At 63.2% G+C, this 13,536-nt stretch carries 13 protein-coding genes; 9 read left to right on the top strand and 4 right to left on the bottom strand.

Going from position 1 to position 13,536, the window contains the following annotated elements:
• The first annotated feature begins 154 nt into the window (after positions 1-154).
• The gene (locus tag ABIE56_RS15965) at positions 155-1,045 is read left to right on the top strand and encodes a LysR substrate-binding domain-containing protein (RefSeq protein WP_429244778.1); all 891 of its coding nucleotides are present in this window, start codon (positions 155-157) and stop codon (positions 1,043-1,045) included.
• A gap of 134 nt (positions 1,046-1,179) precedes the next feature.
• Here ABIE56_RS15965 and ABIE56_RS15960 read toward each other — a convergent pair whose 3' ends face one another.
• Entirely contained in the window at positions 1,180-1,410 is a 231-nt protein-coding gene (locus tag ABIE56_RS15960; RefSeq protein WP_429244777.1) for a hypothetical protein, read from the bottom strand.
• Between the two features lie 633 nt (positions 1,411-2,043).
• On the opposite strand from ABIE56_RS15960, the gene ABIE56_RS15955 reads away from it, so the two are divergent.
• Positions 2,044-3,189, top strand: coding sequence for an XVIPCD domain-containing protein (locus tag ABIE56_RS15955; RefSeq protein ID WP_429244776.1), 1,146 nt, complete (start codon positions 2,044-2,046; stop codon positions 3,187-3,189).
• A 77-nt stretch (positions 3,190-3,266) separates the two neighbouring features.
• Here ABIE56_RS15955 and ABIE56_RS15950 read toward each other — a convergent pair whose 3' ends face one another.
• Positions 3,267-4,262: an aldo/keto reductase gene (locus ABIE56_RS15950; protein ID WP_429244775.1), complete on the bottom strand. Its 996-nt coding sequence runs from the start codon at positions 4,260-4,262 to the stop codon at positions 3,267-3,269.
• 161 nt (positions 4,263-4,423) lie between these two features.
• Between ABIE56_RS15950 and ABIE56_RS15945 the strand changes: the two genes are divergently transcribed.
• Positions 4,424-5,314 (top strand): LysR family transcriptional regulator, encoded by an 891-nt coding sequence (locus ABIE56_RS15945; RefSeq protein ID WP_429244774.1) that lies wholly within the window; start codon positions 4,424-4,426, stop codon positions 5,312-5,314.
• A gap of 18 nt (positions 5,315-5,332) precedes the next feature.
• Positions 5,333-5,983 (top strand): glutathione S-transferase family protein, encoded by a 651-nt coding sequence (locus ABIE56_RS15940; protein ID WP_429244773.1) that lies wholly within the window; start codon positions 5,333-5,335, stop codon positions 5,981-5,983.
• 20 nt (positions 5,984-6,003) lie between these two features.
• On the opposite strand, the gene ABIE56_RS15935 is transcribed toward ABIE56_RS15940, so the two are convergent.
• Positions 6,004-7,365, bottom strand: coding sequence for a DUF1254 domain-containing protein (locus tag ABIE56_RS15935; protein WP_429244772.1), 1,362 nt, complete (start codon positions 7,363-7,365; stop codon positions 6,004-6,006).
• A gap of 133 nt (positions 7,366-7,498) precedes the next feature.
• Between ABIE56_RS15935 and ABIE56_RS15930 the strand changes: the two genes are divergently transcribed.
• From ABIE56_RS15930 to ABIE56_RS15915, 4 genes are all read left to right on the top strand, one after another.
• A complete protein-coding gene (locus tag ABIE56_RS15930; RefSeq protein ID WP_429244771.1) occupies positions 7,499-7,849 on the top strand; it encodes a DUF3147 family protein in 351 nt (116 codons plus the stop codon).
• Positions 7,850-7,920: 71 nt separating this feature from the next.
• Positions 7,921-9,021, top strand: coding sequence for a sensor histidine kinase (locus tag ABIE56_RS15925; protein ID WP_429244770.1), 1,101 nt, complete (start codon positions 7,921-7,923; stop codon positions 9,019-9,021).
• Positions 9,018-9,758, top strand: coding sequence for a LytR/AlgR family response regulator transcription factor (locus ABIE56_RS15920; RefSeq protein WP_429244769.1), 741 nt, complete (start codon positions 9,018-9,020; stop codon positions 9,756-9,758). The genes ABIE56_RS15925 and ABIE56_RS15920 overlap by 4 nt, the downstream gene beginning before the upstream one ends.
• 103 nt (positions 9,759-9,861) lie before the next feature.
• Positions 9,862-11,028 carry an acyltransferase family protein gene (locus ABIE56_RS15915; RefSeq protein WP_429244768.1) on the top strand — a complete coding sequence of 389 codons (1,167 nt, stop codon included), beginning with the start codon at positions 9,862-9,864 and terminating at the stop codon, positions 11,026-11,028.
• 19 nt (positions 11,029-11,047) lie between these two features.
• Here ABIE56_RS15915 and ABIE56_RS15910 read toward each other — a convergent pair whose 3' ends face one another.
• Positions 11,048-11,662 (bottom strand): trimeric intracellular cation channel family protein, encoded by a 615-nt coding sequence (locus ABIE56_RS15910; protein WP_429244767.1) that lies wholly within the window; start codon positions 11,660-11,662, stop codon positions 11,048-11,050.
• A gap of 150 nt (positions 11,663-11,812) precedes the next feature.
• On the opposite strand from ABIE56_RS15910, the gene ABIE56_RS15905 reads away from it, so the two are divergent.
• Complete coding sequence (locus tag ABIE56_RS15905) at positions 11,813-13,462, top strand: OFA family MFS transporter (protein WP_429244789.1); 1,650 nt, start codon at positions 11,813-11,815, stop codon at positions 13,460-13,462.
• The last annotated feature ends 74 nt before the right edge of the window (positions 13,463-13,536 follow it).

Raw genomic sequence — 13,536 nt, 5'->3', positions numbered from 1 at the left:
GGCGGACCAGGCGCGGAGTATACGGCCGTGTTGGGTATCATTTCCGCCAGGGCAAACGGCTTTGACGTTCTCGCAAAGCCGTCATCACACGGGGGGCACTACCATTTCTGCTAATCTTAAACGACGCAGCAGCGACGAGAAGCCCGTGCAAGGCATGGATTCGATTGACAATCTTGGCGACCTGTACCTGTTGGTGCAGGCCATCGAGGCCGGCGGATTCTCTGCTGCCGCCACCAAGCTTGGCACCACCCGCTCGCTCATCAGCCGGCGCATCCTGGCGCTGGAAGAGCGCCTTGGCGCCCGCCTGCTCCACCGCAATGCCCGCCAGTTTGGCGTGACTGCCACGGGCGAGCGTGTGTACCAGTACGCCGCAGCCATGTGCGAAGCCGCCCAGGCCGCCGAGCAGGCCGCACTCATTCCCGGCGAAGCGCAGCGGATGATCCGCATCGAAGCGCATGGGCTGTTGTCGCCGATGGTGGCGAGCCTGATGTCGGACTTCTCGGCTCTTAATCCACGGGCGCGCTTCTCGATGACCGTGGGTGCTGGCGATATGAACCGCCTGCTGCGCCAGCAGACCGACGTGATACTTAGCCTGCGCGAAACCTTGCCGGACAGCACCGATGTCGTAGCGCGCTCGCTAGGTGAGTTGCGCCGGGTGACGGTGGCGTCGCCCGATCTGTTGAAGCGCGTGGGTGTGCCCAAGCATCCGGGCGAACTCGATGATGATGATTGCCTGGCACTCGGTGCGGAAGCTTCCGGCTTCTGGCATTTCCGCGGCATGACTCCGCGGCGCCGCAACGTGCGCGTCGCATTCGCCGATGTGGCCGCACTGCTCGCCGCCGTCGAAGGCGGGCTAGGCGTCGCACAGCTTCCGCACTACCTGGTGGCCGACCATTTCCCTACCGGCAAACTCACCACGCTACTGGAAGCCTTCGAACCCGAACCCTTGCCGCTGCACGCGCTCACCGTCACCGGGCGCGTGGCCTCCGATGCGACGGTAAGCTTCGTACGCTTCATCCAAAGCCGCCTGTCCACACTCTCGTAGCGCCCCCTGTAGGAGCGCGCTTGCGCGCGATATCTTTTCGCTAAGTGCCGCAGGATCTGTGGCTCGTACACCGACCCCTCGCGCGCAAGCGCGCTCCTACGGAAAGCGCGGCATTCCGAGGACCTACCGCCGCCTTACGAGGCCAAGTCCCCCTGTTCAGCGAATTCCCAGCGCAGCAGCGAGTGGGCGCGAGAGATGCGCTCGGCGCCTTTGCGGATCATGGCGGCGACGGATTCAACGGCGAGCGCCGTGTCCTTCAGGTCGATCGCTTCGGCTTCGTGCAGATAATCGGCAAGGGTCTGGACTGAGCCGCGGGAGCAGTGAAGCCACTCAAGGGCCTGGTTGAACTGCTCGGTCGAGCTCATCGGCGGGGGCGGCAGTCACGCGTTGACGCCTGGCGCGCATGAATACATGCTGGCATCTAGCCCAGAGTTGAATCTAAAGCGATGGGCTGCCAAGCAGATGCATATGGAACGGATGATGCTTAAACAACAACTCCAGATCGCTGCCTTCTTGGCAGCAGCCTTACTGTCCAGCTCCGAGGCTAACGCCGACGGCGGACGACACGCATTTGCCAAGACCTGTGGCGGATCGACGATGGTGATTCATTGCAGCCCAAGCCGAGCAGAGTGCGACCGAAATGAGCTGGTAATTCGGCAAGGAAGGAACCCGCCACGGTCGTTACCGCTCCCGCACGGTCTTGAGAATTACGATCCCGTGGGCCTTGCCTGTGCAAGCACGCCAGATAGACACATGTACTTCGTAGTCGAGTACGGGGATGCCACGCATACCTGCGCCACATGCGAGTGGCACCACATCTATGACGCCGACGGCAAGATCCTGACGCGAAGCGATCCGGCGTTCGTTAACGATCCGTCCCTTCCTGGCGGGCAAAGTAGCCATCCAGATGCGAACGATTTCATAAGAGTTTCGAAACAGCTCAAGTTAACCGACACACCCATGGCGTACGGAAACTGAGAGCATCACAGGAGATGTAAATGACGGACCAAGATGATCTGTATGGCCAGCTGATTCAGCCTAAGGGGCCCGCTTACCGCGATAGCCAAGTGGATCAGCGTTATTCCCAGTCGCGATTCGAATCCGGCTTCAATCCAGACGCTGCGGCCGGACCCACGTCCGCCTACGGCGTGGGTCAGTTCGTGAAGAATACGGGGCATGCTTACGGAATTCCTGACGAGCAACGAGGCGACCTCACCCGGCAGGCCGAAGCGCTGGTCGCTTACTATCAAGATAATTCCTCTCGGGCCACCCGGCGCGGCGAAGGCGAAGAATACATTTACGCTTACCACCATGACGGTGCCCACGCGAGCCCCGAAGCACTCGCGCTTTCACGTGATCACATCATGCCTTTTGTCCCGGCCTTCGAACGCTTTGTAGAACGACACGAACAAGAACACGGGCGGCTCCCTCCAGATCCAGGCTTTCATGACCGCACCCATACGACACAAACTCAGCAGCAAGGGGCATCGAACGTCATTCGTCAGGGATCTCGCGGTCAGGATGTTGCCGATCTCCAAGCGCAGCTCTCGCAATTGGGATATCAAGACTCTCACCGGCAAGATCTCGTCACCGATGGACATTTCGGTCCGGGGACGCGGGCCGCAGTGGAGGCGTTCCAGCGAGACCATAGCCTCACTGCTGACGGTGTCGTTGGGGCCCGTACGCGTGACGCGGTTTCCGAAGCTCTTACACAGGCGGCAACGCCATCCCTGGACCAGCCGGCACACGCAGATCACGCACTGTATCTGCAGGTCCGCAACCACGTATATCGCTTAGACCAGGCGATGGGCCGCAATCCGGATGCGCATAGCGACAATCTCGCAGCGGGGCTGACGGTTGCGGCCAGGCAAGACGGATTGCTCAGAATCGACCAGATCGCCTTATCAGAAGACGGCTCTCGCTTGTGGGGTGCGCAGCGCCCGCCCGGTGTCCGTGATCATTTCTACGATCAGTTCACAAGCGTATCCACACAGGCAGCTATGACGCCCGTGGCTGAAACCAGCGCCCAGTGGCCTCAAGCGATGGAACGATTCGAGCAACGCCAGGTGCATCAACAAGCGCAACAGCAGGTCCAGGCCCAGGAACCAATTCAGCTTACCCAGTCGCCATCGCTTACGCGTTAGACATTCTAAGGCGTCGCCCTGCTTCGTCCGGGCGACGCCAAGTATGTCTGGCAGGTTGGGCGGGACCACGAAGTGGCTTAACGCCCCACCATCTTCATCAGATGCTCCGGATAACGATCACCCGTAATCGCGATATCCGCCGCAGCCACTTCAATGCGATCCAGGTCCGATGCGGTGAGTTCAATAGCCGCCGCGGCGACGTTCTCTTCCATGCGGTGCATCTTCGTCGTACCAGGAATCGGCACGATCCACGGCTTGCGCGATAGCAGCCAGGCCAGGGCGACCTGAGCGGGCGTGGCCTGCTTGTCGTTGGCGATGACCTTCAGCAGGCTCACCAGGGCTTCGTTGGCCTGCATGGCATCGGCGGTGAAGCGCGGGAGGATCTTGCGGAAGTCGCTGTCGTTGAGTTCGGTTTCCTTGCTCATGGCGCCGGTAAGGAAGCCCTTGCCCAGCGGACTATAGGCGACCAGGCCGATGCCCAGCTCTTCGCAGGCTTCGAGGATGCCGTTGGTCTCGGGGCCGCGCGTCCACAGCGAGTACTCGTTCTGCAGGGCGGTGACCGGCTGCACCTTGTGGGCGCGGCGGACGGTTTCAGCCGAAGGCTCCGACAAACCGAAGTGGCGAACCTTGCCCTCGGCGATCAGCTCCTTCACCGCGCCGGCCACCTCTTCGATCGGCACGTTCGGGTCGACGCGGTGCTGGTAGAGCAGATCGATGGTCTCGATGCCCAGGCGCTTGAGCGAGGCCTCGGCCACTTTCTTGATGTGTTCCGGGCGGCTGTTCAGGCCGTTCTGCTTGCCCGTGTCCGGATCGATATCGAAACCGAACTTGGTGGCGATCACCACCTCGTTGCGAATGGGCGCGAGGGCCTTGCCGACCACCACTTCATTGGTGAACGGGCCATAGACCTCGGCGGTATCGAAGAAGGTGACGCCGCGCTCGTAGGTGGCGCGGATGAGGGCGATGGCCTCGGCTTCCGGCGTTACCGTGCCGTAGCCGAAGTTCAGGCCCATGCAGCCAAAGCCGATGGCGGAGACTTCCAGGCCGCTGGTACCAAGGGTGCGCTTTTGCATGGTGTGTATCTCGGGTGGGATGGGGTCGACGATCAATCTAAGGCCAGACCCGCTAGTGAACTAGACGGGTAATTCCGCATGGGCTTATGAATAATCGATATGAATGGCTCGCCCCGGTGCTAGCATCCCTGGCACCCCTCTCCAGCCGCGGTACCGCCCCGATGCGCAAGGATATTCAGGACATCATGGCCTTCATTGCGGTGGCCCGGGAGCGCAGCTTCACCCGGGCGGCAGCCAAAATGGGCACGTCGCAGTCCGCGCTCAGCCACACCATCCGTGGGCTCGAGGCCCGGCTGGGCGTACGCCTGCTGACCCGCACCACGCGAAGTGTCGCCCCCACCGAGGCCGGCGAACGGCTCTTGCAGACAGTGGCCCCACGCCTCGACGAGATCGAGGCGGAAATGGACGCCTTGGGCGAATTGCGCGAGAAGCCCGCCGGCAGCCTGCGCATCACCACGGCAGAGCACGCCGCCAACACCATTATCTGGCCGGCCCTCGAACGCTTCCTCCCCCAATACCCGGATATCGCCGTGGAAGTGGCGGTGAATTACGGCCTGGTCGATATCGTGGCCGAGCGTTTCGATATCGGCATCCGCCTGGGCGAGCAGGTGGCCCGCGACATGATCGCCGTACCCATTGGCCCGGAAGTCCGAATGGCGGTGGTCGGCTCGCCGGTTTACTTCACCCGCCGGAAGAAACCGAAGACCCTGCAGGACCTCACCGACCACAACTGCATCAACCTGCGCCTGCCCACCCACGGCGGCCTGATGGTGTGGGATTTCGAGAAGGACGGGCGCGAGGTAAAAGTGCGGGTGGAAGGCCAGGTCACCGCCACGAGCGGCAGCCAGGTGCTGGATGCCGCCATGCGCGGGCTTGGCCTTGGCTGGGTGCCCGAAGATATGGTGCTGGGCCACGTCGCCGACGGCACGTTGATACGCGTGCTCGAAAAGTGGTGTAAACCGTTCCCCGGGTATCACCTGTATTACCCGAACCGCCGGCAAGGGGCCCCTGCCCTCACGGCGCTGGTGGAAGCATTGCGTTATCGCGGCTAAACCCGGAGGAGCGTCGACATGACTATCACCCTTACGTGCTTTGAAAAGTCGCCTGATGGCGGTAGGGGCCTGGCCCGCGATACGCGCGTGCGCTGGGCGCTCGAAGAGGTTGAGCAGCCTTATGAGGTGCGCGGTGTTTCGTTTCCGGCCATGAAGCAGGCGGAGCACCTGGCACGGCAACCGTTCGGGCAGATTCCGGTGTTTGAAGAAGGTGAGTTCACCCTGTTCGAATCGGGCGCGATCATCCTTCATCTCGCTGAGCGCTATGGCGGCCTGCTTCCGCCGGATGCGCACGCACGGTCACGCGCGATCATGTGGATGTTCGCGGCGCTTAACTCCGTGGAGAACCCGATCCTCGATTTGCAGACAGCGAAGTTTGCCGAGGGCGACAAGCCCTGGGCCGCGGAGCGCATGCCGCTCGTCGTCGATCGGATCAAACAACGGCTGGCCCTGCTACAGGATCACCTCGGCGATTCGGAATGGCTGGATGGCGAATTCAGCGCGGGCGACCTGGTGATGATTTCGGTTTTGCAGCGGGTCAAACCGTCTGGGATTCTCAACGAGTTTCCGAAGCTTGCCGCCTACGTCGCGCGTGGTGAAGCGCGGCCCGCGTACAAGCGGGCCTATGAGGCGCAATACGCTTACAACAACCCGGAGGCGACGGCTTAGGGCCGCCCTTCTGGGGCGTTTCACATGGCTACGTCGATATCGCCTGGCTTCCAGGTTCCATCGAAGGCCGCGGCTTGCGGCCCATAGATGCGGAAATAGGTAAACCATCCGCGGCCCGGAAGGGTCTGGATCCAGGGCTTGCCAGCATGTGCGCTGCTTTCCGGACCGAAGAACAGCTCGACGCTATCGCCACTCAGGTTGGCCAACTCGAACAACGAACGCAGTGCCGCCTTGTTCTGCGCGGTCTGGATTTGTGACCGGGTTTCCAGGTCATACACCGTCACGGACCAGAAGAGCTTGCCGGGCACGGGCAGAGGAACCGTGAGCCGGTAGTTCTTTCCACCATCTAGCAATGCGCCATTCGCGTCGCGTAATCCAAGCCAGTAGAGGGAGCCTGCATTCGCATCGCGGCGGAACATAGCCGGCGATGCGCCGATCGCCTGGTAGAACCATTTCTCGCGCGCTTCCAGGTCAAGGTATTCACCCGCATTGAAGTCGCCATCCTCGAAGCGCAGGCTGGCCCACTCCCATTGGCGATCGGGCCACACCTGCCGATCCGGCCGGCGGTCGAAGAACGACTGTATGCGCATCTGCGCGTTGGCTTCGGTGGCGGCCTTCTGCAGGATGCCGGCCATACGCTTGTCGGGAGCGAACGGCTTTCCCTTCTGAATCCCCAGCGCGGACAGGTTGCCGTATTCGGCGCGGTAGCCCTCGTAAGGCGGTTCCTTCTGGATCGTATCGTCGAGTACCCGCCAGAACATCTCGTTGGTTTCGAATGAAGCCGGCGTGGTGTCCTGCTGTTTGCCGGTGGCGTCGATCCAGCGCGGCTCCTTCCATGGGGTATCGGGCTTCAGCGGATACACCTTGATGGTCGTGAGCCTTGCCTTGGCGCCAGCCACATCGCCATTCACAGGTAATGAGCGGACACCGACAATCTGCCGGTTGCTGCTCGCCTGGTGTACGTAATACCCATCGCGGGGTAATTCGCCGCGGTACCCCGGCGGCACCAGGAGGTGCTTCCCGCCCTTCCCGGCATCCGGCCCCGGTACCCCCATATCGGCAACCCAGCGCTGGTTGATGTCCATCGCACAGACGATTAATGGTCCCGGCGGCAGATCGATCACCAGTGGGCCAATGGCCAGGTCCAGCAGGATGGGCCCGTAGGGCGTATCGGAGTTGGCGGTATACACCAGCTGTTCCGGGCCGCAATCGAGCGTGGCGAATACCTCGTTGGGTACCACGCCGATCTGCTCGTTGCCCTTGATGATGGCGGCGCCTGAGACGGTGGAATAAAAGAACTTATACGCCTGGATGGCGCGGTTAAGATCGGCGGCGTCATACGCCTGGGTGACATCCGCATCCCGCCTGGCGTTATCCGACATGGCACAGCCCTCCGAGTGGTCGGGCCAGTGGAGCACCGATCACCCAGGCGGGCGTCCGAATTTCCATGGGCCGCGGCACCGTAGAATTACCGTGCCACCACGCCACCGCCGCTCTGAATGGGGGAAACCACGCATGCCATGGCTGATCACCAAATACCTCATTACCGCCGCCGTGGTCGTCGCCGTCTCGGAGTTCGCCAAGCGCAGTGACCGCCTTGGGGCGCTTATCGCTTCGCTACCTTTGGTCACGCTGTTAGCCCTGACCTGGCTCTACATCGAGAAGCAGCCCGCAGAGAAAATCGCCAACCACGCCTGGTACACGTTCTGGTACGTGGTCCCGACGCTCCCCATGTTCCTGGCATTCCCGTGGCTATTCGGGCGATTTGGCTTCTGGCCGGCGCTGGCACTCAGCGCTGTGATTACCGTGGTGTGCTTCGCGTTGTTTGCGTGGGCTGTGAAGCCGTGGGGTATTCGGCTGATCTGAAGCTCGCGCTTCGTCCCGGTCACCCCAAGACCCGCGCCGCCCTGCCGCGCCCACGGGTAGACTCGCCCGACATGAACGCAACCGCCCGCCCTACGACGGCAGGCGCCCGGGCCCAGGGCACGGCGCTTTCCGCCAGGATCCTACCCGCCCTGTGGGCGGCGTTCTGGCTGCTGATGATTTGCGCCTCGCTGCAGGACGCCATGCGCAACCCGCGGATCCGCTGGTGGGAGCCGGTGCTTTGGGAGGGGAGCTCGGCCCTGGTCGCGACGGGCTGGATGCTCCTGGCCGTAAAAGTCAGGGCGCGCTATGCGATCTACCTTGATCGCCCCCTGGCCTGGTTCGGGCATTACCTGCGCTGGCTGCCGCTGGCCGCGGTGACCTTCGTGACGGCCGTGTACGCGATACGGCATGGCGTGTATGCCCTGGCCGGCCGCCCGTATGAGCACGCTGGCTGGGCTTTTATCTTCGTGTACGAAACCGTGAAGCTGATCCTGTTCACCGGGCTTTGGCTCGGCATCCTGTTTGGCGTCGATACGCACGGCCAGTGGCAGCAGCAACGCAACCGCCTGTTACAGACGCAACGCGCGCTGGCTGAAGCACAACTCGCGCACCTCCAGGGCCAGTTGCGGCCACACTTCCTGTTTAACGCGCTGAATACGGTATCCGCGTTGATGCACACGGACGTGGAACGTGCCGACCGGCTGGTGGCACGGCTTGGCGATCTGTTACGAATCAGCCTGCGTAGCGGTGGGAGCGAAATGACCCCGCTCGCCGAAGAACTCCGCACACTGGCGTTATATACCGATGTGATGCGTGAGCGGTTCCGCGATCGGGTCACGCTGGAATGGCACGCCAATCCTGAACTTGATGCTGCCCCGGTTCCCGCGCTGCTGTTACAGCCGCTGGTCGAGAACGTCTTCAAGCACGCCGTGGAACGCACGCTCACGCCCGTGCATGTTGTGATCAGCACGCAGCGCGAAGGCGATGTCCTGGTGCTCACCGTGCGCAATACCGGCTCATCGCTTCCACCATCGTTCGATGAAGGCGTGGGCCTGCGCAACGGCCGCGAGCGGCTCGGCATTATTTACGGCGGGGCGGCATCCATGGTCATCCGCAACGAGGCCGACGGCGTAACCGCCATCGTCACCCTGCCACGGGATCGCGCCGCATGATCCGTGCCGTGATCGCCGATGATGAGGCCCCAGCCCGCGAGAAGCTGGCGAAGTGGCTAGCAGAACAGCCCGACGTCGAACTGCTCGGCGCAGCGGAAGATGGACTCTCGGCCGCTCGCGACATCGAACAACACCAGCCTGACGTGGCCTTTCTCGATGTACAGATGCCGACGCTCTCGGGGCTGGAGGTCGCCGCGCAGCTCGATCCTGCCAGCGCACCGCTGATCGTGTTCGTCACCGCCTTTGACGAGCATGCGGTAAAGGCGTTCGACCTCAATGCCATCGACTACCTGTTAAAACCCTACGATCGGGACCGTTTCGCGCGGAGCCTGCAGCGCGTTCGTGAGCGGCTTCAGTCGCATGAGTCAGGTGCTCCGGCTGTCGCCGTAGGCCGGGAGAGTGTCGCCAACTGCGAGCGCCTGCTCGTCCCCGATAGGGAACGCTTGCAGCTCATCGATGCCGCCGCCATCGAATGGATCCAGGCCGACGACAACTACATCCACGTGCACACGGCCTCGAAAAGCTACCTGCTACGCCGGACATTGCAGGACCTGCTCGCCCAGTTGGGCAACCAGCGCTTCGTGCGTGTCCATAAATCCGCCGCGGTAAGCCTCGCCGCCATCGGCTCCCTTTCGCCCCTGTTCAAGGGCGACTACGAGATCCAGCTGCGCAACGGCCGCACCCTGCGGCTTAGCCGACGCTATCGCGACGAGCTGTTCGCCCGGATGGGCCGCTAGCGTCCGCTTTACCCCAGCCACCGCCCGCTTACCCCGAAACCGATGCACACCATCGCGGCAGCACCCAGGCTGATGTCTCCAATGACCTGGGAGGCCTTCGGCCATGCTTTCGAACGATGCGGTGCAGGAACGCTACGACTTCCTGGATTGGCTACGCGTTATCGCCATCTTCGTGCTGTTCTTCTTCCACACAGGGATGATCTTCGTGGGCTGGGGCTGGCACATCGTCAATGACCAGACGATCCCGGCGCTGGAATGGTCCATGGATATCGCCCACCGCTTGCGCATGCCGCTGTTATTCGTGATCGCCGGCGCGGGTATGTGGTTCGCGTTGCAGCGACGCACGCCCGGCAGGTTCCTCCAGGAGCGCACGCAAAAGCTGGTGCTGCCGCTGATCATCGGCATGTTCCTGATCGTGCCGCCGCAGATCTACTTCGAACGCGTGCTGCATGGTGACTGGCTGGGGAGCTTCCTCGGCTTCTACATGGCACGGGTGCTCCAGTTCCACGCCTACCCGTCGGGCGATTTCAGCTGGCACCACCTGTGGTTCATCGCCTATCTCTACGTGTACGTGCTGCTTCTGCTTCCGGCGATGCTCTGGTGGAAGCGGGCCTGCACGCGCGTGGCGCCAGGTGTGTGGATCTTCCTGCTGGGCATGCCGCTCGGTATCAACGAGACGTTACTGAAGGCGGCCTTCCCCGAAGCGCATAACCTGGTCAGCGACTGGTACATCTTCAATCACTACCTGCTGCTCACCATCTATGGGTATGTGCTGGCCTCCATGCCCGGCGCATGGAAGTGGCTCGGCGACATGCGCCGCTGGTCGCTCGGTCTGGGCGTCGCCACGATCGTCTTCCTTATCTGGGGCCTCACTCACGGCGTGATCCCCCACGATTCCGCGGCCGACCACGTAGGCGCGAACCTCTTCACCTGGCTGTGGATGATGGTGTTCCTGGGTTACGGCTACCGCTACCTCGCCTTCGTAAACCCGCTACTGCGCTGGGCCCGTGATGCGAGCTACCCGATCTACATCCTGCACCAGACGGTGATCGTGGCGATCGGCTACGTCGTGATCCACCTCGCGTGGAGCCCGTGGGTGAAGTACGCGGTGATCGTGGCGCTGAGCATGGGCACCTGTGTGCTTCTTTATCAGGTAGTGGTGCGCCGCTCGAACCTGCTCCGGCTCGCCTTTGGCATGAAGACGTCGCCGAACACGCGTGCGCCGCACGCGACCATGGGCCTGCGCCCAGCGCGCGACGATGTGAATTAGCTCCCGCTTCGCGGGCACATCAAGCCACCCGCGGCAGCTGCCAGTGAAACTGCACCGCCGCCATGCGCACCACAAAGCACACTAGGCAGCCCAATGCCGTTGCTACGGCGGGCGGCCAGTTCAACCGCCGGCATACCACGACCACCGCGGCGCCCAGCAGCGCCGCGGTGGCGTAGATATCCGCCATCAGGATCAACGGCGTCCGGGTGAGCAGCAGGTCGCGAATCACGCCACCACCGCAGCCGGTGACCGCGCCCATGAGGATCGCGTTGAGCGGGGTAATCGCGTAATCGATTGCCTTCTCCGCGCCCGTCGCGGCGAAGATGGCGAGACCGGCGGCATCCAGGGTGATCAGCAGCATGGGCGGTGCCGCGGCCACCGGCGCGTGGAACGCGAAGGTAAGTAGCCCCGCGGCGAAGGCGAGCAGCGGGTAGCGCCAGTCGCGGATGGCATTCGGCGGCGTGGCACCGATCAGCACGTCGCGGACCACGCCGCCACCCAGCGCCACGATGAAGGACAGCACCAGCACGCCGAGCAGATCAAGGCCCGCCTGAATCGCCGCACTGGCGCCTTCGATCGCAAAGACCACCGTTCCGGCGAGGTCCCCGGCGAGGACGACGTGTTTGCGAACCATGGCTACCCCTTGTGCTCCCATGGCGTAAGTCTAAGCCACCCTAGACCAAAGCCGACTTTGACCTGACGCAAATCCATGGCACCCTCTCGCCCGCGCGGGTATCGCTCCATGACGGCCGCCCGGCCCGGCGATAGCCCTGGGGGACAATCGATGGATGAGGCAGTGAAGCCCGGCGGGGAGCCGGCGGCACGTGGGTCTGTGCTGGCCCGTGAAAACACCATTGCCGGGCCGCGGTTCAACCGCTGGCTGGTGCCCCCGGCGGCGCTGGCCATCCACCTGTGCATCGGCATGGCCTACGGGTTCTCGGTGTTCTGGTTGCCCATGACCAAGCTGGTGACCGAGGCCAACCCGGCGTTGTGTGCCCAGCTCGGCTTCTTTGACCAGCTGTTCTCCTCCGGCTGTAACTGGACGGTGCCGGCGGTGAACCACATCTTCGAAACCTTCATCGCCATGCTGGGTATCTCGGCGGCGATCTGGGGTGCCTGGCTGGAACATGCCGGCCCGCGCAAGGCCGGCTTCATCGCCGCGCTGTGCTGGGGTGGCGGCCTGGTGGTCGGCGGTATCGGCGTGGCCATCCACCAGCTATGGCTGGTGTACCTTGGCGCCGGCGTGCTCGGTGGCATAGGCCAGGGCCTGGGTTACATCACCCCGGTCTCGACGCTCATCAAGTGGTTCCCCGATCGGCGTGGCCTTGCGACAGGCTTTGCGATCATGGGTTATGGCGGTGGTGCGCTGATTGGTGCACCGATTGCCGTGGCGCTCATGCAGAAGTTCTCGCACGATGGCGTGCCGGGTGTATCCACCACCCTCATCGTGATGGGCGTGATTTACCTGGTGGCGATGACCGCGGGTGCGTTCGGCTTCCGCGTGCCGCCTTCGGGTTGGCGCCCGCTGGGCTGGACCCCGCCGGCTGAGGCCACGAACAAACTGATTACCCACCGCCATGTGCACCTCAATCGCGCCTGGAAGACCCCGCAGTTCTGGCTGATCTGGGTGGTGCTGTGCATGAACGTCACGGCCGGCATCGGCGTGCTGTCCATGGCCAGCCCCATGTTCCAGGATGTGTTCGGCGGGAAGCTGCTGGGTTTGGATGCGTCCGTTGAGTTGAGCGCGGAGCAGAAGGCGGCCATTGCCGCTTCTGCCGCGGGGCTCGTCGGCCTCATCAGCCTGTTCAACAGCCTGGGCCGCATCTTCTGGGCCTCCATGTCGGATTTCATGGGGCGCAAGACCACGTACTTCGTGTTCTTCGCACTCGGCATCGTGCTGTATTGCGCGTTGCCCTCGTTGGGCCATGCCGGCCTGGCGGCCATGTTCGTCCTGGCGGTGTGCGTCATCCTCTCCATGTATGGCGGTGGCTTCGCCACGGTGCCGGCGTACCTGTCGGATCTGTTCGGCACGCAGATGGTCGGCGCCATCCATGGCCGCCTGCTCACCGCATGGTCGGTGGCGGGTGTCGCCGGCCCGTTCCTTATCGCCGCCGTGCGCCAGGCCCAGCTCGATGCCGGCGTCGCCAAGAACCTCGTCTACGACCGCACGCTCTACATCCTGGCCATCCTCCTGCTGGTCGGCATGATCTGCAACCTGCTGGTGAAGCCGGTGAAGGAAAGCGACCTGATGACCGAAGCCGAACTCGCGCACGAAAAATCGTTGCAGCGCGAAACGGCCGCTGTTTCGGCACGGGCGCAGGACGCCGCACGCGGTTCGTTCGGCGTGGTGGGTGTCGTGGCGTGGGCGCTGGTGGGGATTCCGTTCCTGATTGGTGTTTGGATTGCTGTCGGTAAGGCGGCGGCGTTGTTCTAGCGGGCCGCTTTTTGTAGGAGCGCGCTTGCGCGCGATCCACGGCGCTTCGAGCACCCATCGCGTGCAAGCACGCT

It is taken from the genome of Luteibacter sp. 621, assembly GCF_050435445.1.
Classification (GTDB): domain Bacteria; phylum Pseudomonadota; class Gammaproteobacteria; order Xanthomonadales; family Rhodanobacteraceae; genus Luteibacter.
The sequence above is the reverse complement of the archived record's forward strand: the minus strand, read 5'-3'. Positions and strand labels throughout refer to the sequence as shown.